Here is an 18,049-nt window from a genome sequence, read left to right on the forward strand (position 1 = left end):
ATTTTTAATCATGCGCTGCTGTGTATTTCTTTTCTGCTTTCTTTTTTCTTTTGCGGTTGCCCGTGCGCAGGAAACACCGTCTCAACAAAATAAATGGGGGCCGAATGATACCATCGTCGTTCCGGCCATTATTGTTGATGGTGTGAGTTATCCTTACAGCGAATTGCCCGAAGTCACCGTTTCTAAGTTGCCCTACAACCAGATGCTGAAACAAATGCAGGCCTACAACCGTTTGCGCAACGCCGTGTTTGTGACTTATCCTTATGCGCGGCAAGCGGGAGTCGTTATTAATGATGTAAATGCCCATCTCCTTATTGTTTCGGATAATAGCGAGAGGAAAAAATACATCAAGTCGCGGGAGAAGGAGTTGAAGAAACAATTCAGCGACCCGCTTTCCAACCTTTCTGTTTACCAGGGGCGGGTTTTGATGAAGCTAATCAACCGGCAGACAGGCAACAATTGCTACGACCTTATTAAAGAATACCGGGGCGGCTTACAGGCAAGGTTGTACCAAACCGTTGCTTTCTTTTTTGGTTCCAGTCTCAAGCAACCTTACGATTGGCAAAACGATATCACCGACCGGCAGATTGAAGCCATTGTGCGGGAGATTGATGGCGTTTGGTACATGAACCCAAACCGGCCGGAGATGAGACCTGCGGCTACAAATTGATTTAGAACGAAAGCAATAGGCGGGAGGTGTATATCCTAGTTAATTAGCAATAAATATTGTACCCACTGCAGAGCATTTATAATCATTCGCTGTTTCCCTCTTTGGCCAACACATCCACAGTCTTTTTATAAAAAAATGCTGCCCTCTCAGGAGAAGAACCAATGCTTACAATCCCCAGTTTTCCGTATTGCGATAAAGCGCTGATCAAATGAAACATTACGCCTTCCTGCGAACTGCCGTCGTATAAAAGTTCGTTGCACATGGCAATCTCAATCATGTCGTGCGGTGTTAATCCTTTATAGCTATCGCTTTGCAGATTATCGGAGCAGAGGTAATAACGGGGTTGCCCGTTGCCGGTAAAATACATTCCTTTCGCAGCGTCGTACGTTCCGCACGTTAAAAACTGTAACATCAGGTAGGGATGGGTTGTGCCGCCTTTGCGCAAGTTAATTTCGATGGCGTAATGCTTCCATTGTCCCGCTTCTTTCACACTGATGAAATCAATTGCAAAACGACCTAACGCACCGTAGTTCTTTAACTCTTCCGCTATCCGTCTACCCATTTCACCAATTGCTGCGGAGTACTCGGCGTTAGCCGGAAAAGAGGCTCCTAAATAAACCTGGCTGCCTTCGCCGCCCATCATTTGATCGTGAGTGGAAATGATATCGATCTTTCCCAGGGGATTGACACGGCATTGCACTGAGGGAGAGCATTTGATACCTCCTTCGATAAAGGCTTCCACAACACCCCGTTCGGTTTTAAATTTCCCGAGAAAACTAAGATAGTTTGCGTCGGCTGCCACCACTTGCAAACGCTTCGGCAATTCATTTTTAATCCATGTTTCCAGGCATGAAGCAGGCGGCGCGCCTGCATAAGAAAAGATTGCATTTCCTTCACCGGAAAAGCCTTCGTTGATTTTAACGACGGCTTTTTTTAGCGACGGGTTTTCGACTTTCAGGTGAAGCAAAGCCATGATAATGTCTTCTTCTGTTGAAAGGTCTTCAAACCCCGGTGGTGTGGCAATGCCGCAAGCGTAAAATATTTTTCGGCCGTTGCTCTTGTTGCCCAGGTGCACCAGGTCGGGGTCGCAACCATACACCGGCACCTGCAGTGCCACCGCCAGCGAACGTTCGGCTTCGGTAACGTTAAAACACGCAAGGTGTGCCACGTGATCAAAGGGAATGCTGGCCCGAATGCGCTTTACCAAACGTGGCCTTTCAAGGATTTTCTTTGTTAATGACTTTGACGAACCATCAAAACAGCTTAATAAAGTAAGTCGTTGACGTGCGTGGTAACTTGTGATGCCGGGCAGCAGGTGCAGGTAATAATCAACAATTATTGGGTCAATGGGCATGCTGGTAACATAAATGACATTGGTGTGCGGCATGCGCAGCAGCATGAGCATGCACAGCATCCGCTCTTCGTAAAAGTTGATGCCCTCGATTTTTTTGAGGGTATCGGGATCAAGCGTAAGGCTTGGGACAACGATGACGGTTTTAGGCGCCATCTTATCGGGGAAGTAACGTTCGAATTGTACTTCAAAATTCTTTTGCAGCCTTCTAAATTCTCGTCTTTCTTCATCCAACTCAGCGGCGTACTGCCTGTTGAATAGATGCTGCAGTCTTAGTGCAGAGGCATGGTTTGGTGCATCCATTGCTTTATTGGTTTACTGGAGTAAGAAAAACGAGTCCGACAGAGTTAGGAGGAAAAAAGCAAAGGAAAAATGATTTTAGGCAGTTCGGGAAATGATAAATTAAGTGTTGAACACATAGATAGTGCGCAAAAGTTTATAAAAAAAGTTCAAAACAATGTGCGTACGCCAGCGTAGTGTTTTGCTTCGTGTTCCAACAGCCATTTCTTTCGCCACAAGCCGCCAGCATAACCCGTTAGGCTTTGATTGGAACCAATCACGCGGTGACAAGGAACAATAATGGCCAGATTGTTTTTGCCGTTGGCAGAAGCTACCGCACGAATGGCTTTTACATCGCCGTATTGTTTGGAGAGATCATTATAGCTGACCGTTTTGCCGAAAGGAATTTGTAAAAGAAGTTGCCAAACCTTTTGCTGAAAACCGGTGCCGCTTTGTAGCAACGGAAGGTCAAAGGTTCTGCGCTGGCCAGAGAAGTATCCATCCAATTGTTTTGCGCACAAATCGAGTAAAGGATGTTCATCGCTTTGCAGCGTCGTTTCTTCGTTCACGAAAAGCAGGGCTTGCAAATGTTCATCCGAACAAATCAGTTTTAAGCCACCCAATGGCGAAGGGTAGTAAGCGGTAAAGGTTTTCATCCAATTTTTAAACCGTTTGAAACGGGTGATTTTGGCGCCAACAAAACAACTTCCTTCTTTTCATCGTAAATGCCCAACACGAGGCATTCGCTTAAAAAACCGGCAATGTTTTTAGGCATAAAGTTGACAACGGCAATGACCTGCTGTCCTTTTAAATTTTCCGGTGTGTAATGGTGGGTGATTTGCGCCGAGGAGTTTTTTATCCCAACTTCTTCGCCAAAATCAATGGTCAGTTGATAAGCCGGTTTGCGGGCCTGCAAAAAGGTGTTTGCTTCAAGGATGGTTCCTACGCGAATGTCAAGCTTTTCAAAATCAGCCCAGTTGATGTAGTCCATACTCTGCAAATTAGCAAATGTGACAATGAAAGTGCTGCATCGAGACACAATCTGCAGATGGAATCAGTTGCAAATCAGTCCAACAAATCCGCAAGGCGCATCAATTCCTCCTTTTTGTAAAATTCTTTTTCGTTATCGAAACAGCGAGCGGTTTCTTCGAGCAAGTGCTGAATCACTTTTTTGTTGGAAAGTGGTTTGAAATAAGAATGCACCGGCGGCACGGAAATGCGTTTGAAATAACTTTCAATGTCCTTGTGCGTAAACACCATGCCGCTGGAAGGATCAATGTAGAACTCCACTTTTGAGATGTAATCTGTGGTGCCTTCCAAACTGTAGCCGGGCTTGAAATACGCCAGCACAAACTGTTTGGGAATGTTGATGGCTTTTACCGGTATGTCAAGCAGTTCGCAAAGAATAAGGTAAATAATGCCGTCGCTTAATTGATTACCGCGTTTTGATTCCAACACTTTATGAATGAAAAATTCGTTCGCCTCGTTGTAATTGATCTCGGTTCCTTTGAGGCCATAATAACTGTACAAAATGCCGGTTACAATGCGCACTTGTTCAAGCGGCGTTAGGTAAGCGTTCAGTTCAAGCCAAATATTGCGGCGAATTTTTTCAATCTCTACGAGTGATGCTGCTGTCGTTAAATCGGGGCATTGAAACTTGGCCACGAGCAGGGCGGCAACCAGCATGTCGTGATGCCCCGAAAGATTCCATTGGCGAAAGTCCTCGGATAAATCATTGTAATGAAGGCGGTGAATGATGTTTTCGATGCGCTCTTGCAAGCGTTCGTCGGGTGTGGTTTCCCAAAGGTGTTCAAGGTTTGGAATAATGGTGCGACCAAAGTCTAAAAGCTTGGTCGATACGGCGCCGAACACTTCGCTGTCCGGGTCGTCAATGAGTTTAAAAAGGGCCGATATTTCATTTGTCTCTTCCATTTCTTCACAGATTCAATTACACAATTTTTTGACAAACCTGCCTGCCCGCAGGCGGGTTACACGAATTAGAATATCCGTAAACAAACATTCATTTCCTGTGCCAGCAATTCGTGTAATTCGTGTCATTATTTTTTGGCCTTTTTTGCTGCGGTCTTTTTTGTAGCTGCTTTCTTTGCCGGTGCTTTTTTGGCGGCGGCTTTTTTAGCAAAGGCGCCGGGCACCTGTTGCTCAATCATTTTTTTTACTTCGTCTAAAGATATTGTGGAGAGTTCCTCGGGTGCAAATTTTTCGCCGCCTTCTTTTCTACCCAGTTTCAACATTTTTTTGCCGAATCGAATGAACGCTCCCCAACGACCGTTTTCGATGCTGATTTTTTCAGCCGGCCATTGTTGAATGTAACGGTTGGCTTCTTTGTCAAGTTTCTTTTCAACGAGTTCGTTGATGTCGCTTTGCGAGAGGTTGTCGAAGTTATAAGCTCGCGGCACGTTGATGTACAAATCGCCGTACTTGATAAAGGGTCCAAAACGCCCTTTACCTTTCGTTACCGGTTGTCCCTGGAACTGACCAATGGGCGCATCGGCCACCTGTTTTTGGTTGATTAATTCTACGGCACGTTCCAATTCAATTTCCAGCGGCTCTTCTCCTTTCGGGATTGAAACAAAACTATCGCCCCATTTCACATAGGGTCCGAAACGTCCCACGCCAATCGAAACTTCCTGTCCTTCAAATTCACCCAATGTTTTTGGTAATTGAAACAAAGCCAGCGCTTCGTCAAGCGAAATAGTTTCGATGCTTTGGTTCGCCTTCAGCTTAGCGTACCGCGGTTTGTCTTCATCGTCGGATGTTCCAATTTGCACCATCGGACCGTACCGGCCCATGCGGGCAATCAACGGTTTGCCGCTTTGCGGGTCTGTGCCCACTTCGCGTTCGCCGCTGATGCGTTGTGCCGTTTCGATAGTGTTCTCAACGTCCTTTTTAAAAGGGTTGTAGAAGTCGTCAATCATTTCGTTCCAGCGCATTTTGCCGTTTGCAACTTCGTCAAACTCGCCTTCAATTCGTGCTGTGAATTGATAGTCCATGATGTCGTCGAAATGCAACTTCAAAAAATCGGTAACCACCAATCCCAAGTCGGTTGGAAAAAGTTTTGCTTTCTCTGCACCCGTATTTTCAGTTTCAACTTTTTTAGAGATTTTATCGTCGCTTAGCGTAAACACGTTGTAATTCCGTTGCATGCCTTCTTTGTCTCTGCGCTCAACGTAGCCTCTTTTTTGAATAGTGGAAATGGTTGGCGCATAAGTTGACGGGCGACCAATGCCCAACTCTTCCAATTTCTTCACCAACGATGCTTCCGTGTAGCGCGGCAACGGGCGGCTAAACCGTTCGATGGCTTTCATTTCTTTAAATGAGAGAATTTGACCGGGGCGCAATGGAGGCAGAATAGCATCTTGTCCTGAACTTGCCGAAGGATCGCCATCACCTGCTTCTTCATCGTCCACATCTTCGCGGTAAACTTTTAAAAAGCCTTCGAACTTCAGCACTTCGCCTGAAGCTGTTAATTCGGCTTTGTTTGTTGATACTTCAATCTTGGCAATGGTTTTTTCTAATTCCGCATCGGCCATTTGCGAGGCCATGGTACGTTTCCAAATCAGTTCGTACAAACGCCTTGTTTCGGCATCGTCAATTGAGGTGGCCGCCATGTAAGTTGGGCGAATGGCTTCGTGCGCCTCTTGCGCCGAACTGCTTTTGGTTTTGTATTGCCGCGGCTTGGAGTATTTATCGCCGTATGACTTTGTGATAGCGCCCTGAATATCGTCCATCGCCGTTTGGCTCAGGTTCACACTATCGGTACGCATGTAAGTGATCTTACCGCTTTCGTACAACTTCTGCGCAAGCTGCATTGTGCGGCTAACGCTGTAGCCAAGTTTGCGGCTTGCTTCCTGTTGCAGCGTGGAAGTAGTAAATGGGGCAGAAGGCGTGCGGCGTGTTGGTTTAACTTGAACGTCTTTTACTTTATAGTTGGCGCCGATGCACTCGTTCAAAAATTTTTCCGCGTCTTCGGCTCTTGAAAAGCGTGTACCCTCGGCCTTAAAACTTACCTGCCTGCTTGCCGCGTCGGGTGCCGTAAAAATGGCTTCCACGCGGTAAGAACTTTGTGCGGTGAAGGCATTGATCTCTCTTTCGCGTTCGGCTATTAAACGAACTGCCACGCTTTGTACGCGGCCGGCACTCAGGTTATTTTTTACACTTACTTTTCGCCAAAGTACAGGACTTAACTCAAAGCCTACAATTCTATCCAAAACTCTGCGGGCTTGCTGTGCGTTTACAAGATTCATATCAACCGTTCGCGGCTGCTGCACAGCACGTTGAATGGCGGGTTTTGTGATCTCGTGAAAAACGATGCGCTTGGTTTTGTAGGGATCAAGGCCAAGCACCTCGCAGAGGTGCCAACTGATGGCTTCTCCCTCGCGGTCCTCGTCCGTTGCCAGCCATACTTCCTTACTCCTTTTGGCAATGCTCTTCAATTCACTCACCACTTTTTGCTTTTCATCGGGCACGATGTAGCGGGGCTTGTAATTGTTTTTTATGTCAATGCCCATGTCGTCTTTTTCCAGATCGCGGATGTGCCCAAAGCAACTCTTCACCTCGAAATCAGGACCCAGTATTTTTTCAATGGTCTTTGCTTTGGCAGGCGACTCAACTATCAGCAAATTCTTCGGCATAATGCTTTTTTTCTGTCCGGGTTTTCTTTCCCCGAACATGCAAGTATAGTGCAAAGTGAGAAAATGAATAATGAGTGATTAAGAATGAGTGAACCGGTTTCTGATTCTTCTGCTATTTGTGGAATGCACCCGGTAAAAGGTAATCGTTGCGCTGAACGAAGAAGTAGAAGCCAGTTTTATGACTTTATTTTTATGAAACAGAGGCCAAGATCATGAGCATTCCTTGGGTCGCACTTTTCAGCGCCTTGTCCGCTATTTGTGTGAGCAGGGGATTTATAGGATGGCTGTGAGGCTCAGGATAAATAATCCCAAACACCTCGTAAATCTCATACGACCGGGTTCAGTTCTGTCCCGAACGCCGAAGTGTGCGACGCAACAGATGCTCAATAGAATCCCTTCTGCTGATTTCATAAAAAAAATGAATCAGAAAACATGATTGAGCTTTATTCGTATCGTTGCGAGGCAAGGACGGTGCGGCGGACGCTCCGTCCTTGGAGGGCGGGGAGGCTTAGTCTTATTTCTTCACTGTTGCCTTCATTAACGCTACCATTTCTTTTGCCCATTTGCTGTATGTTTTTTCGGAAGGGTGTAGGCCATCGGCAACCACGGCTGTGGCCTTGTCTTTCGCCTTGCGGGAGATGTCGGTAACGTCAACATACTGCACTTTAAATTGAATGGAGAGTGCTTTGTTCAACGTGTTGTAAGCATCAATTTCTTTGGCGATTTTTTCAGCGTCCATTCGTTGGCCGAAAGGCGTAACGCTGTAATCGGGGATAGACAAAACCAAAACGTGTTCGGGCTTTCCACCGGCCAGTGCAATGCCGCGTTTCAAAAGATGTTCAAACTGCTCTTTGTATTCAATAATGTCGCGGCCGCGGTATTGGTTGTTTACGCCAATGAGCAGTGAAACAAAATCGTACTTCGGCAGAAAGCTGTAATCGTTCATGGCCGCTTCCAACTCGTCGGTTGTCCAGCCGGTTTTGGCAATGATTTCCGGCGCATAAAACGTAAAGCCAGCTTTGCGCAAAAGCCCTACGGTTTGATACGGAAAACTTCGTTGCAGTTCAAGGCCTTCGCCGATGGTGTAAGAATCACCGAGAGCAAGATAAGTGTATGCGTGGTGCATGGTGTCGGGTTTTTGTGCAAAATCGCAAAGCGCGGCGCACATAAATAAAAGTAAGGAAAGCGGCTTCATAAAAAATCAACAATCGTCTGAACCGTTTGTTTGTCGCGGTAAATTTTGCTGTGGCCCAAGCCCTCCGAAATAACAAAGCGAAAATTGGGATAGCCTTTGTCAACAATGGGTTGCACATCGGCAAGCGGCGTGATGTAATCGTTTTTGTCCTGCAAAAACAAAACCTGGGCTTTAATGGACGCTGCAGCGCGGGCCACTGAATACCACGAAAGCGGTTTCCCGTTGGCTTCTACAACCAGGTTCTCAAATTCTTTTTGCGTGTTGGCATCCAGTTTTACAATGCGCACGAAATGTTTCATTGCCGTTGTGGACTCGGTGGCCGGTGCAATAAACACAGCTTTCCAGCTTTCGTTATGCGGCAGTTCTTCCAAGGCCAGGCCCAAGGCAAGACCGCCGAAAGAATGCGTCAGAAAAGCCGTAACCGGACCGTACGTTTTTACAACGTGAAGGATTAGGTTTTTGTAGTCAACGGCGTTTATTTGCCGTCCACCGCTGAGACCGTGCCCCGGCGCATCAAAAGCTAAAATTTCATAGCCTTTTTTCAGGAGCGGTTGAATGTACGCATCGAAATTGAGCACACTCGATTCGAAGCCATGAAGGATGAGTAATTTTTTTTCCGATGGATGATTGAAGCGAAAGCCTTGAATGGTTACGCCGTTAAAATTGAAGGAAAGCTTTTCTGCTTTTTTAAAGACGGGCGGCAATTCTTTCTTCACCCTCGATTGCGGCGTGGTAAAAAGCCGGAAGGCTTCTTCTGCGGCTTTCTTTTTTGACAAACGGCTTAACAATTTGAATCGTGTTTGAATGTAGTGCAAGGCCAATCGTTTGGTTAACTCCATTTTTCTTGTTCGGGATTTGAGGTTCGAAGTTCGAGGTTTTGTTCTCCCGGCTGTAATCTTCCCCTAAAATTGCTTTCGGCTAACTTCGAACTTCAAACCACGAACCACATGAACATCGTTATCATCGGCACGGGCAACACCGCAACGGTTCTCGGGAAAAAATTAAAAAAAGCAGGCCATCATATTCTCCAGGTCTTTGGCCGCAACAGCAAAGAAGCAAGTGCATTGGCTTACGAATTGGGCACCGGGTCAACCAACTATTGGAACGTCGTGAACCGTAACGCAGACTTGTACATTCTCGCGGTTTCAGACATCGCGGTGGAAGAGGTTTTTCAAGAGTTGCAACTTCCCGACAAAACAATCGTGCATACGGCGGCATCGGTTTCAAAAGAAGTGCTGAAAGGCGGCGCGGAGCATTACGGCGTTTTGTATCCTTTGCAAAGCTTGAAGAAAGACAGTGATTACCTGCCGGAGATACCGGTTATCATTGACGCATCGGACAAGCAAACGCTTGCGATGCTGGATGTGCTGGCACACAGCATTTCCGACAGAGTGATAGAAGCAGGAGATGAGACACGGGTAAAGCTTCACCTGGCGGCAGTGATGGTGAATAATTTTACCAACCACCTGTATGCACTGGTGGAAAAATACTGCAAAGACGAAGGCCTTGATTTTTATTTGTTGCTGCCGCTGATAAAAGAAACGGCGGCGCGGTTGGATACGGTTTCACCGGCGAAATCGCAAACGGGCCCGGCGCTCCGCGGCGACGAAGCAACCATTGAAAAACATCTGTTGCTTCTGAAAAAATACCCACAGTTAGAAAAAATTTACGCACTGTTGTCGGAAAGCATTCAGCAATCAAAGTGATGATATGGTTTCAATTTCATTTTGCATTCAAAAGGTTTTTCGAACATTGGCGCGTCAACAACCTTATTTTTTTACTAGCTAAACAGTAACAGACCCTTTGACCTCATTGCCTTATTTCTAAATGGTAACCGCAACACGGTAATAAAGTTGGTTCTCACAAACAACATTTGCAATGAAGCTAATAAGGCCGAAGCCGGCGAGACGCAGAGCATAAAGTTTGTTTAATTCATGTACACCATCATCGTTTCTTTCACAGACAAAAAATCACCGCTGCAATTGAAACGCATAGCCGCCGGACAAACCTTGCTTGAAGTTTTGCTTAACGACGATGTCAACATACGCCACGATTGCGGCGGTGTTTGTCATTGCACGACGTGCCATATTTATATTGAGAAGGGCGGGAATTTTCTTGAAGAACCTTCGAAAAGAGAAACTGATTTTTTGAAAAAGGTTGCGCAACGAAAACCCGAATCAAGATTGGCTTGTCAATGTTTGCTGCTGGCAGGAAAGGGAGAAATTACCGTGCGCCTGCCGGATGGAGAATAGCGATCCGAACGCCGAAGAGTGCGACGCAAGTAAAGCTCTATGGATAGACGAACTCCTGGTTCATAAAAAATTACCCAGCACTTAAGGAAACTTCAATGAATGCGTTGTGAAAAACCGCCGCATATTTGCGCCATGAACGTGTTGGAATATTTCAAACCCATCAAGGCTTTTATGTTTGACGTGGACGGCGTGCTGACCGATGGCTCTGTGATATTGCTTGAAAACGGCCTGCAGGCAAGAACCATGAACGTTAAAGACGGCCTGGCGCTGCAAATGGCGCTGAAGGCCGGTTACCGCGTCATCATTGTTTCAGGCGGTTCGTCGGAACCGGTTAGGGGACGGCTTCGGTATTTGGGATTGGAAGACGTTCACCTCGGGTTAAAAGACAAGCTGAAATTTTTAGAACAGTTGAAAGAACAATACAGCCTGGACTGGAACGAAATTTTGTACATGGGCGATGACCTGCCCGATCTTGCGGTATTGGAAAAAGTTGGCCTTTCCTGTTGCCCTGCCGACGCTGTGGCAGAAGTGAAAAGCATTGTCAAATACATTTCGCCGGTGGAAGGAGGAAAGGGTGCGGTGCGGGACGTGATTGAAAAAGTTTTAAAAGTTAACCATCACTGGCGGTATGTGCCAGAAATTACCTCGCGTTAAACCGCCTGCATGAATCTTCTTCTTCCGTTTTTGCGATTGATTCGCTGGCCCAATCTGGTTTTCATTGCGCTTACGCAGGCACTTTTTTATTTCTGCATTTATCTGCCACTTTATCATCAGCCGCAAACCGCAAAGGCCGTGCTGCTCATGCTGGCGTCGGTTTTTATTGCCGCAGCAGGCTATATCATAAACGATTATTTCGATGTGAACATTGACCGGATAAACAAGCCGGAAAAAAACGTGGTTGACCGGGCCATTCACCGGCGCTGGGCCATCATCTGGCACCTTGTTTTAAGCCTTGCGGGCCTTGTGCTCACGGCTTGTGCGGTACGGCTGCATTATTGGTATTTGATTGTAGCAAACCTTGGCTGCGTGGCGCTGCTTTGGTTTTATTCGACTTCGTTTAAGCGGCAGTTGCTAGTGGGCAACCTGGTCATTTCACTCCTCACTGCATGGACCATCCTTGTTTTCTTTTTTGCTTTTTCAAATCCTTCCCACGCCTTTAATACGCCAGACCCGCTTTCGGTAAAATTTTTCCGGCTGGCTTTTCTGTACGCTGGATTTGCTTTTGTGATTTCGTTGGTTCGCGAAGCCATTAAAGACATGGAAGACCTGGAAGGCGATGCCCGTTACGGATGCAAGACGCTGCCTGTAGTGGCCGGCATTCGCACCACAAAAACTTATACGGCGGTTTGGCTGGTTGTGCTCGTTGCCACGCTGACGGTGCTCCAATTTTACGTGTTGCAATTTGGCTGGTGGCCATCGGTGGTGTATGCTTTCTTGCGGGTAATTCTTCCGCTCTTGCTTACGCTGAAAAAGTTACGTAGTGCAACCAGCAAAGAAGATTATGCGGCCTTAAGCAAGCAAACAAAAAACATTATGCTGTCGGGCATTTTATCCATGATTTTCTTCGCGATTTATTTTTAAGCTATGGCAAGATATGTTTTGGCCTCGCAGTCGCCGCGACGAAAGCAATTGCTGGAATGGGCGGAGGTGGATTTTGAAATCATCGTTGAGCCGACGGATGAAAGCTATCCCGAAGGCCTTTCACCGGAAGAAGTAGCGGTTTACATTGCGGCGCAGAAAGCGCTTGCCGTTCGGGGCAAAAGCGGTAAAACCATCATCGCTGCCGATACAATTGTGGTGTTGGGAAACGAAATCATCGGCAAGCCGAAAGACCGGGACGACGCGGTTTCCATCCTCAAAAAATTAAGCGGGCAACATCACAAGGTCATCACAGGAGTTGTAATCAACAACGGCGAAAAGGAAGTTGGCTTCGCCGATGTTACCGATGTTGAATTTCATTTGCTGACCAACGAACAATTGGAGTTTTACGTGGACAAATACGAGCCTTACGACAAGGCCGGCGCTTACGCCATTCAGGAATGGATTGGCGTGGTGGGCATCAAGCGAATCAGCGGTGACTTTTACAACGTCATGGGCTTGCCCGTAAGCAGGGTAGTACAAGCATTGAAGGATTTTTGATAGCTGATTTCGGATTGCTGTTGCCGTAGAATTTGCTACCTTGAAGCATGACCGAAAAACTGCTGCAATTCATTTGGGGCTTTGGCTACTTCAACAAGTCGAGCCTCGCCACCACTAAAGGCGAACCGCTTCAGATTATTTTTCCTGGGTCGCTCAACAAAAACCAGGGGCCGGATTTTTCTTCTGCAAAAATTAGGCTTGGCAACACAACTTTTGCCGGCAACGTTGAACTTCATCTCAAAACATCCGACTGGATAAAACACGGGCACGAAAGTGATGCGAATTACAGGAACGTCATTCTGCATGTGGTGTACGAACACGACGTTGATGTAAACAACATCCCCGTATTTGAATTGTCGCCACGCGTCTCCGTTCTGCTTTTGAACCGTTACGAATCTTTTATGAACAACGCTTCGTTTATTCCCTGCGGCGGCAACATTGTCTCCGCAAAAGAATTGATCTGGAAGGGATGGAAAGAACGGTTGTTGGTAGAAAGACTGTCGCGAAAAGCCGAACACGTACTGTGTTTGTTCGAGGCATCAAACTGTCATTGGGAAGAGACGTTTTGGTGGATGCTGGCTCGTGCGTTCGGCGGTAAAATCAACGGCGATGCTTTCGAAGCAATGGCACGCTCTGTTCCGGTTAATCTTCTTTCCAAACATAAAACTTCGCTACATCAGCTCGAAAGCCTTTTGCTTGGACAAACGAATCTTTTAAATGATGCTTTTGAAGAGGACTATCCAAAATTGTTGCAACGCGAATACCGGTTTTTAAAAAGCAAATACAATCTTCAGCCCACGGCCGTCCCTGTTTTGTTGCTGCGCATGAGACCCGGAAATTTTCCCACTGTTCGACTTGCGCAATTGGCGGCGCTTGTTCATCAAACAACGCATCTTTTTTCACGCATAATCGAAGCGCAAAAGCTCGGAGAAATAACGGATGCCTTTGCGGTTGCGGCCAATGATTTTTGGCATTACCATTACACGTTAAAAGAAGCGTCATCGTTTAAAAAGAAAACCATTGGCGCGGATATGGCAGACAACGTTATTATCAATACCGTTGTTCCTGTTTTGTTTGCGTACGGCCTTTATCGCAACGAAGAAAAATACAAAGACAAAGCGCTCCGTTGGCTCGATGAAACATCCGCAGAAGTCAACCGTGTGACAAAAGGGTTTGAATTCATCGGCATCAAAAACCGGTCGGCCTATGACTCCCAGGCTTTACTGGAATTAAGAAATGAATATTGCAGCGAAAAAAGATGTCTTAATTGCTCCGTTGGAAATCATTTGCTTCGCGAAGCGGCAGCGGACTATCAACCTGCAAGCGGCAAGCTGTTGTAACAGGAAGATAAAAAGCTTCTAATTTCCGTCCTCTGCCTTCTGACCTCCTTATTTCTCTTTCCATTATATTTGCCCCTCAAATTTTGCAACCTTGGCTACGAAGTACACAAAAGAAACGTATTTGTATTGGTACGAGCTGATGCAGCTCATTCGTCAGTTTGAACTCATGGCCGAAGAAAAGTACAAGATGGAAGGCAAGATCCGTGGCTTCTTTCATGCGTACATCGGCCAGGAGGCAATCGCTGCGGGTTGCATGACTGCTACCCGCCCCGAAGACATGTTCATCACCGCTTACCGCGACCACGGCCTGGCCATCGCCAAAGGTGTTTCGGTAAATGCCTGTATGGCTGAACTCTACGGCAAAGCCACGGGCTGTGCCAAAGGCAAGGGCGGCTCCATGCACTTCTTCGGAAAGAAAGAAAACTTTTACGGCGGACACGGCATTGTGGGTGCGCAAATCGGCACCGGAGCGGGGCTTGCCTTTGCCGAAAAATACCGTGGTACCGACAACATTAGCCTGACATTTTTTGGCGATGGTGCCGCACGTCAGGGCATTTTGCACGAAACCTTTAACCTGGCCATGACCTGGAAGCTGCCGGTTGTTTTCATTTGCGAAAACAACAACTACGCAATGGGAACCTCGGTGCAGCGTACGTCCAACATCATTGACATTTACAAATTGGCCGATGCGTACGAAATGCCCGCCGATGTAATTGACGGCATGAGTGCCGAAGCCGTACACGAAGGCGTTACCCGGGCGGTGAAAAGAGCCAGGGAAGGCGACGGCCCAACCCTGCTTGAAATAAAAACCTACCGTTACAAAGGCCACTCCATTTCTGACCCGCAGAAGTACCGCACGAAGGAGGAAGTAGAAGAGTACAAGCAACGCGACCCAATACAAGCTTTGCTGCATACGATCTACGAAACCAAGCTGGCAACCGAAGATGAAATCAAGGCAATCAACGAAAGAGTGGAGGCAGCCGTTGCCGAAAGCGTAAAATTTGCCGAAGAATCGCCCTGGCCTGATAACAGCGAGGTGCTGAAAGACGTTTACGTGGATCAGCATTATCCCTTTATCACCGACTAATACTAAATCTAAATTTCAAATTACGAATACACAATGACAGAAGTAAAAGGCGCACGTCATGTTACCGAAAGCGATGCAGTGATTGAACGTGCAAAAGATTTCTGGAGCCAATACGGCAAAATCGTCACCATCGTTCTGGGTGCGGCGATCGTTTTGGTTGGCGGAGTTCTTATCTACAAAAATTTTATTAAAGCACCGAAAGAAAAGAAGGCTGCGGAAGCCATTTTCAGAGCGCAGGAATACTACGAGAAAGATTCGCTGGACAAGGCTTTGAAAGGCGACGGTCAATACCCCGGTTTTGAAACAGTCATCAGTCAGTACGGTAGCACTGATGCGGGCGAACTGGCAAAATTTTACGCCGGCAGCATTTACCTGAAAAAAGGTTCGTTTGACAAAGCGGCAAAATACCTGAAAGATTTTAGCACCGACGCTCCGCAGATCCAGGCAAGAGCCTATAAATTGTTGGGCGATGCGCTGTCTGAGCAAGGCAAGGGCAAGGACGCGATTGACTATTACAAAAAAGCCGCTTCTACTTTTGAAGAAGACGAAACCGGCGCGGCCGAAGCGCTTTTTTTTGCGGCATACCTGGCCGATAAAGTCCTGAACGACAAGAACCAAGCGGTTGAACTGTACAAAGAGATTAAAACCAAATACCCGCATGCTCCAACGCAATGGGTAAACGAAGCAGATAAATATCTTGCGGCGCACGGTGTTTATAATGCGGAATAGCAGTTCACGTGTTTACGAGTTCACGTGTTTACATGTTTTGCCAACGAAAATACGAGAAGGTCATTTCATCTACGACTAACTTGTGAACACGTGAACAAGTGAATCGACAAACAAAAAAATTCATGGCAGACGTTGCAAACAGCAAATTATTTGAAGGGCTTAAGGGCATCCAAAACAGAAAGGATGCCCTTGTTGTTTTGGTGAAAACCGAATGGAACAGCGAGGTGGTGGACGAGTTGGAAAAGGGCTGCGTTAAAGTTTTGTCACAAGCCGGCGTGGCGCACAAAACGCTGGTGGTGCCGGGTGCGGTGGAAATTCCTTTCGCCATTCAACAATGCTGGGCGGCTTATAATGCGCCCAATGCTTTCATTGCTTTGGGCTGTGTGATCAAAGGCGATACCCCGCATTTTGATTACGTGTGCCAGTCTATAACAAACGGCATAACCGAGCTGAATTTATCCATGCAGGTGCCCGTGATTTTTGGCATACTTACCGTCAATACAACCGAGCAGGCCAAAGAACGCATCGGTGGCCAACACGGACACAAAGGCGAAGAAGCCGCTATCACCGCACTAAAAATGATGGTTTTAAATGACCGCTTAAAAGAAGGCAAAATTTGATGAACATTCAGTTGTTTATTCCCTGCTTTGTTGACCAGCTTTACCCCCAATCGGCTTTCAACATGGTGTCTGTTTTGGAAAAAGCAGGCTGCGAAGTTTCGTACAACCCAAAGCAAACCTGTTGCGGCCAGCCTGCGTTTAATGCCGGCTTTTGGGACGAGGCTCGCGACGTGTGCAAAAAGTTTTTGAAAGACTTCAGCGGCGCCGAATACATCGTGGCGCCCAGTGCAAGCTGCGTGGGTTTTGTTCGCAACTATTATAAAAAACTATTTGACGATTCAGCAGAGTTAAGAGCGGTTACCGAAAATATTTTTGAGTTCTCCGAATTCCTGGTGAACAAACTGGGCCAGACAAAATTCGGTGCGGAACTAAACGGCAAAGCCACGTACCATGATTCCTGCGCCGGGCTGCGGGAGTGCAAAATCAAAACCGAGCCCCGCAAGCTTTTGCAAAACGTGAAAGGACTTGAACTGGTTGAAATGGCTGATGTAGAAACCTGCTGCGGCTTTGGTGGAACCTTTGCCGTAAAGTTTGAATCCATCTCCATTGCCATGGGCGAACAAAAAGTAGAACATGCCTTAGCCACCGGCGCACAGTATCTTATTTCTACCGACCTTTCCTGCCTCATGCATTTGCAAGGTTACATTGACAACAAAGGATACAATTTAAAAACAATGCACATTGCCGATGTGCTGTCGAACAACGCCTCTTGATTGTTGGAATCTTCGCAAACGAATGTGAAGAACGACTGCAAAAAGACTTCAATCACAAGACAGGCTTCGGTTTTCGCCGGGTGGAAAAATTTGACAAGAAATATTTGGAAGAGGCCTTTCCGAAAACGTAAATTAGTAATGCAATTGAGAGAAGCAACAATCCTTCAAAAAGATGGTTGTAAAGACAGAATCAATCAAACGAAACTGTCAGATAGTTTAGCCGTCAAAAGCTTGCTACAACTCAGTTGTGAAGAGCATCGGGTTCGTAAGTAATATTGCTTCGGCAGTATTAAAACAACTTGGTGCTTTTCTTTTTTTAAGACAAGCAAAGAAGGCTCCGTAGGCCTTCTTTGTTTTTTCGTCAAGCCAGCTTACTTTCGGCAAAAGCCAACTCATGCGAATTCGGGTTCTCTTTTGCAGCGGCCTTTTGTTCTGCATCAACGCTCATTCGCAAACAAAGCAAACCTCTTTTTCCTTCTACACTTCTTTAGCTAACGATGCCGAAGTATTTCATAAAACCCTTGCGGGAGACTGGAGCAATATTTCGAATACAAGCTATTTTGAAGCCGGCGCTGAATACACGTTGCCTTTGAAAAAGGCTTTGCAGATCAATGCAGGACTTCAGTTTTCACGCTACCGGTTCACTGTTTCTTACACGCCTTATCCCAATTACCCGGTCGTTCCGGATGATCAATACAACCTTTCGTTGCTCGGACTGCCGGTGAGCCTTCAATTTGATTTTTGGAAATATGCTTATTTGCGCGGCGGTATTCTGCTTGATGTGCAAACCGGAAAACAAATAGAGAATCATTCCGGCGGAGCGTTGGATGCTCTTCCGAATCAGTCAGGTATCGGGTCGGTTTTTGGTTTGGGTTTGCAATACCCAATTTCGAAAACGATTTTGCTGTACACAGGAATGAACAACGAAATGCATGGGCTGATTTTGTTCTCGCAAACGTCGTACAAGAAACACATTGGTGATTTAGGATTGCGTGCCGGCGTCCGGTTTCGCTTTGAGTAGG

General features: G+C 46.6%; 19 protein-coding genes. 12 read left to right on the plus strand and 7 right to left on the minus strand.

The window, feature by feature from the left end; genetic code table 11:
* Window positions 1-10: 10 nt before the first annotated feature.
* Window positions 11-670 carry a DUF4294 domain-containing protein gene (locus FSB75_RS03160; protein WP_146782635.1) on the plus strand — a complete coding sequence of 220 codons (660 nt, stop codon included), beginning with the start codon at window positions 11-13 and terminating at the stop codon, window positions 668-670.
* 82 nt (window positions 671-752) lie between these two features.
* Here the strand turns inward: FSB75_RS03160 and FSB75_RS03165 are convergent, their stop codons facing one another.
* From FSB75_RS03165 to FSB75_RS03195, 7 genes are all read right to left on the minus strand, one after another.
* A complete protein-coding gene (locus tag FSB75_RS03165) occupies window positions 753-2,324 on the minus strand; it encodes a peptide ligase PGM1-related protein (protein WP_172623050.1) in 1,572 nt (523 codons plus the stop codon).
* A gap of 146 nt (window positions 2,325-2,470) precedes the next feature.
* Complete coding sequence (locus FSB75_RS03170; RefSeq protein WP_146782639.1) at window positions 2,471-2,956, minus strand: methylated-DNA--[protein]-cysteine S-methyltransferase; 486 nt, start codon at window positions 2,954-2,956, stop codon at window positions 2,471-2,473.
* The gene (locus FSB75_RS03175; protein ID WP_146782642.1) at window positions 2,953-3,291 is read right to left on the minus strand and encodes a tRNA-binding protein; all 339 of its coding nucleotides are present in this window, start codon (window positions 3,289-3,291) and stop codon (window positions 2,953-2,955) included. Before FSB75_RS03175 ends, FSB75_RS03170 begins: the two co-directional genes overlap by 4 nt.
* A 74-nt stretch (window positions 3,292-3,365) precedes the next feature.
* Window positions 3,366-4,232 carry a transglutaminase family protein gene (locus FSB75_RS03180; RefSeq protein ID WP_146782645.1) on the minus strand — a complete coding sequence of 289 codons (867 nt, stop codon included), beginning with the start codon at window positions 4,230-4,232 and terminating at the stop codon, window positions 3,366-3,368.
* Window positions 4,233-4,357: 125 nt separating this feature from the next.
* The gene (topA, locus tag FSB75_RS03185; RefSeq protein ID WP_146782648.1) at window positions 4,358-6,952 is read right to left on the minus strand and encodes a type I DNA topoisomerase; all 2,595 of its coding nucleotides are present in this window, start codon (window positions 6,950-6,952) and stop codon (window positions 4,358-4,360) included.
* Window positions 6,953-7,466: 514 nt separating this feature from the next.
* Window positions 7,467-8,078: an SGNH/GDSL hydrolase family protein gene (locus FSB75_RS03190; RefSeq protein ID WP_146782650.1), complete on the minus strand. Its 612-nt coding sequence runs from the start codon at window positions 8,076-8,078 to the stop codon at window positions 7,467-7,469.
* Between the two features lie 65 nt (window positions 8,079-8,143).
* Window positions 8,144-8,986, minus strand: a complete 843-nt coding sequence (locus FSB75_RS03195) for an alpha/beta hydrolase (RefSeq protein WP_146782653.1) — start codon at window positions 8,984-8,986, stop codon at window positions 8,144-8,146.
* 108 nt (window positions 8,987-9,094) lie between these two features.
* Between FSB75_RS03195 and FSB75_RS03200 the strand changes: the two genes are divergently transcribed.
* The 11 genes from FSB75_RS03200 (at window position 9,095) to FSB75_RS03250 (ending at window position 18,048) form a co-directional block, all read left to right on the plus strand.
* Window positions 9,095-9,853 carry a Rossmann-like and DUF2520 domain-containing protein gene (locus tag FSB75_RS03200; protein WP_146782656.1) on the plus strand — a complete coding sequence of 253 codons (759 nt, stop codon included), beginning with the start codon at window positions 9,095-9,097 and terminating at the stop codon, window positions 9,851-9,853.
* Between the two features lie 228 nt (window positions 9,854-10,081).
* Window positions 10,082-10,399, plus strand: a complete 318-nt coding sequence (locus tag FSB75_RS03205) for a 2Fe-2S iron-sulfur cluster-binding protein (protein ID WP_146782660.1) — start codon at window positions 10,082-10,084, stop codon at window positions 10,397-10,399.
* Between the two features lie 99 nt (window positions 10,400-10,498).
* Complete coding sequence (locus FSB75_RS03210) at window positions 10,499-11,053, plus strand: KdsC family phosphatase (protein WP_227990753.1); 555 nt, start codon at window positions 10,499-10,501, stop codon at window positions 11,051-11,053.
* 9 nt (window positions 11,054-11,062) lie between these two features.
* Complete coding sequence (locus FSB75_RS03215; RefSeq protein ID WP_146782663.1) at window positions 11,063-11,980, plus strand: geranylgeranylglycerol-phosphate geranylgeranyltransferase; 918 nt, start codon at window positions 11,063-11,065, stop codon at window positions 11,978-11,980.
* Window positions 11,981-11,983: 3 nt separating this feature from the next.
* Window positions 11,984-12,538: a Maf family nucleotide pyrophosphatase gene (locus FSB75_RS03220; protein WP_146782666.1), complete on the plus strand. Its 555-nt coding sequence runs from the start codon at window positions 11,984-11,986 to the stop codon at window positions 12,536-12,538.
* Between the two features lie 47 nt (window positions 12,539-12,585).
* On the plus strand, window positions 12,586-13,878 hold the full coding sequence (locus tag FSB75_RS03225) for a DUF2851 family protein (protein ID WP_146782669.1): 1,293 nt from the start codon (window positions 12,586-12,588) through the stop codon (window positions 13,876-13,878).
* A gap of 91 nt (window positions 13,879-13,969) precedes the next feature.
* The gene (gene pdhA, locus FSB75_RS03230) at window positions 13,970-14,965 is read left to right on the plus strand and encodes a pyruvate dehydrogenase (acetyl-transferring) E1 component subunit alpha (RefSeq protein ID WP_146782671.1); all 996 of its coding nucleotides are present in this window, start codon (window positions 13,970-13,972) and stop codon (window positions 14,963-14,965) included.
* A gap of 33 nt (window positions 14,966-14,998) precedes the next feature.
* On the plus strand, window positions 14,999-15,694 hold the full coding sequence (locus FSB75_RS03235) for a tetratricopeptide repeat protein (RefSeq protein WP_146782674.1): 696 nt from the start codon (window positions 14,999-15,001) through the stop codon (window positions 15,692-15,694).
* Between the two features lie 122 nt (window positions 15,695-15,816).
* The gene (gene ribH, locus FSB75_RS03240) at window positions 15,817-16,314 is read left to right on the plus strand and encodes a 6,7-dimethyl-8-ribityllumazine synthase (protein ID WP_146782677.1); all 498 of its coding nucleotides are present in this window, start codon (window positions 15,817-15,819) and stop codon (window positions 16,312-16,314) included.
* Complete coding sequence (locus tag FSB75_RS03245) at window positions 16,314-17,027, plus strand: (Fe-S)-binding protein (protein ID WP_146782680.1); 714 nt, start codon at window positions 16,314-16,316, stop codon at window positions 17,025-17,027. Before ribH ends, FSB75_RS03245 begins: the two co-directional genes overlap by 1 nt.
* 394 nt (window positions 17,028-17,421) lie before the next feature.
* Window positions 17,422-18,048: a porin family protein gene (locus tag FSB75_RS03250; RefSeq protein WP_146782683.1), complete on the plus strand. Its 627-nt coding sequence runs from the start codon at window positions 17,422-17,424 to the stop codon at window positions 18,046-18,048.
* Window position 18,049: the final 1 nt, after the last annotated feature.

Source organism: Flavisolibacter ginsenosidimutans, assembly GCF_007970805.1.
Lineage (GTDB): Bacteria > Bacteroidota > Bacteroidia > Chitinophagales > Chitinophagaceae > Flavisolibacter > Flavisolibacter ginsenosidimutans.

Coding starts and splice junctions, on each gene's coding strand:
- FSB75_RS03160 (WP_146782635.1), top strand. CDS start 11: ATGCGCTGCTGTGTATTTCTTTTCTGCTTTCTTTTTTCTTTTGCGGTT.
- FSB75_RS03165 (WP_172623050.1), bottom strand. CDS start 2,324: ATGGATGCACCAAACCATGCCTCTGCACTAAGACTGCAGCATCTATTC.
- FSB75_RS03170 (WP_146782639.1), bottom strand. CDS start 2,956: ATGAAAACCTTTACCGCTTACTACCCTTCGCCATTGGGTGGCTTAAAA.
- FSB75_RS03175 (WP_146782642.1), bottom strand. CDS start 3,291: ATGGACTACATCAACTGGGCTGATTTTGAAAAGCTTGACATTCGCGTA.
- FSB75_RS03180 (WP_146782645.1), bottom strand. CDS start 4,232: ATGGAAGAGACAAATGAAATATCGGCCCTTTTTAAACTCATTGACGAC.
- topA (WP_146782648.1), bottom strand. CDS start 6,952: ATGCCGAAGAATTTGCTGATAGTTGAGTCGCCTGCCAAAGCAAAGACC.
- FSB75_RS03190 (WP_146782650.1), bottom strand. CDS start 8,078: ATGCACCACGCATACACTTATCTTGCTCTCGGTGATTCTTACACCATC.
- FSB75_RS03195 (WP_146782653.1), bottom strand. CDS start 8,986: ATGGAGTTAACCAAACGATTGGCCTTGCACTACATTCAAACACGATTC.
- FSB75_RS03200 (WP_146782656.1), top strand. CDS start 9,095: ATGAACATCGTTATCATCGGCACGGGCAACACCGCAACGGTTCTCGGG.
- FSB75_RS03205 (WP_146782660.1), top strand. CDS start 10,082: ATGTACACCATCATCGTTTCTTTCACAGACAAAAAATCACCGCTGCAA.
- FSB75_RS03210 (WP_227990753.1), top strand. CDS start 10,499: ATGCGTTGTGAAAAACCGCCGCATATTTGCGCCATGAACGTGTTGGAA.
- FSB75_RS03215 (WP_146782663.1), top strand. CDS start 11,063: ATGAATCTTCTTCTTCCGTTTTTGCGATTGATTCGCTGGCCCAATCTG.
- FSB75_RS03220 (WP_146782666.1), top strand. CDS start 11,984: ATGGCAAGATATGTTTTGGCCTCGCAGTCGCCGCGACGAAAGCAATTG.
- FSB75_RS03225 (WP_146782669.1), top strand. CDS start 12,586: ATGACCGAAAAACTGCTGCAATTCATTTGGGGCTTTGGCTACTTCAAC.
- FSB75_RS03235 (WP_146782674.1), top strand. CDS start 14,999: ATGACAGAAGTAAAAGGCGCACGTCATGTTACCGAAAGCGATGCAGTG.
- ribH (WP_146782677.1), top strand. CDS start 15,817: ATGGCAGACGTTGCAAACAGCAAATTATTTGAAGGGCTTAAGGGCATC.
- FSB75_RS03245 (WP_146782680.1), top strand. CDS start 16,314: ATGAACATTCAGTTGTTTATTCCCTGCTTTGTTGACCAGCTTTACCCC.
- FSB75_RS03250 (WP_146782683.1), top strand. CDS start 17,422: ATGCGAATTCGGGTTCTCTTTTGCAGCGGCCTTTTGTTCTGCATCAAC.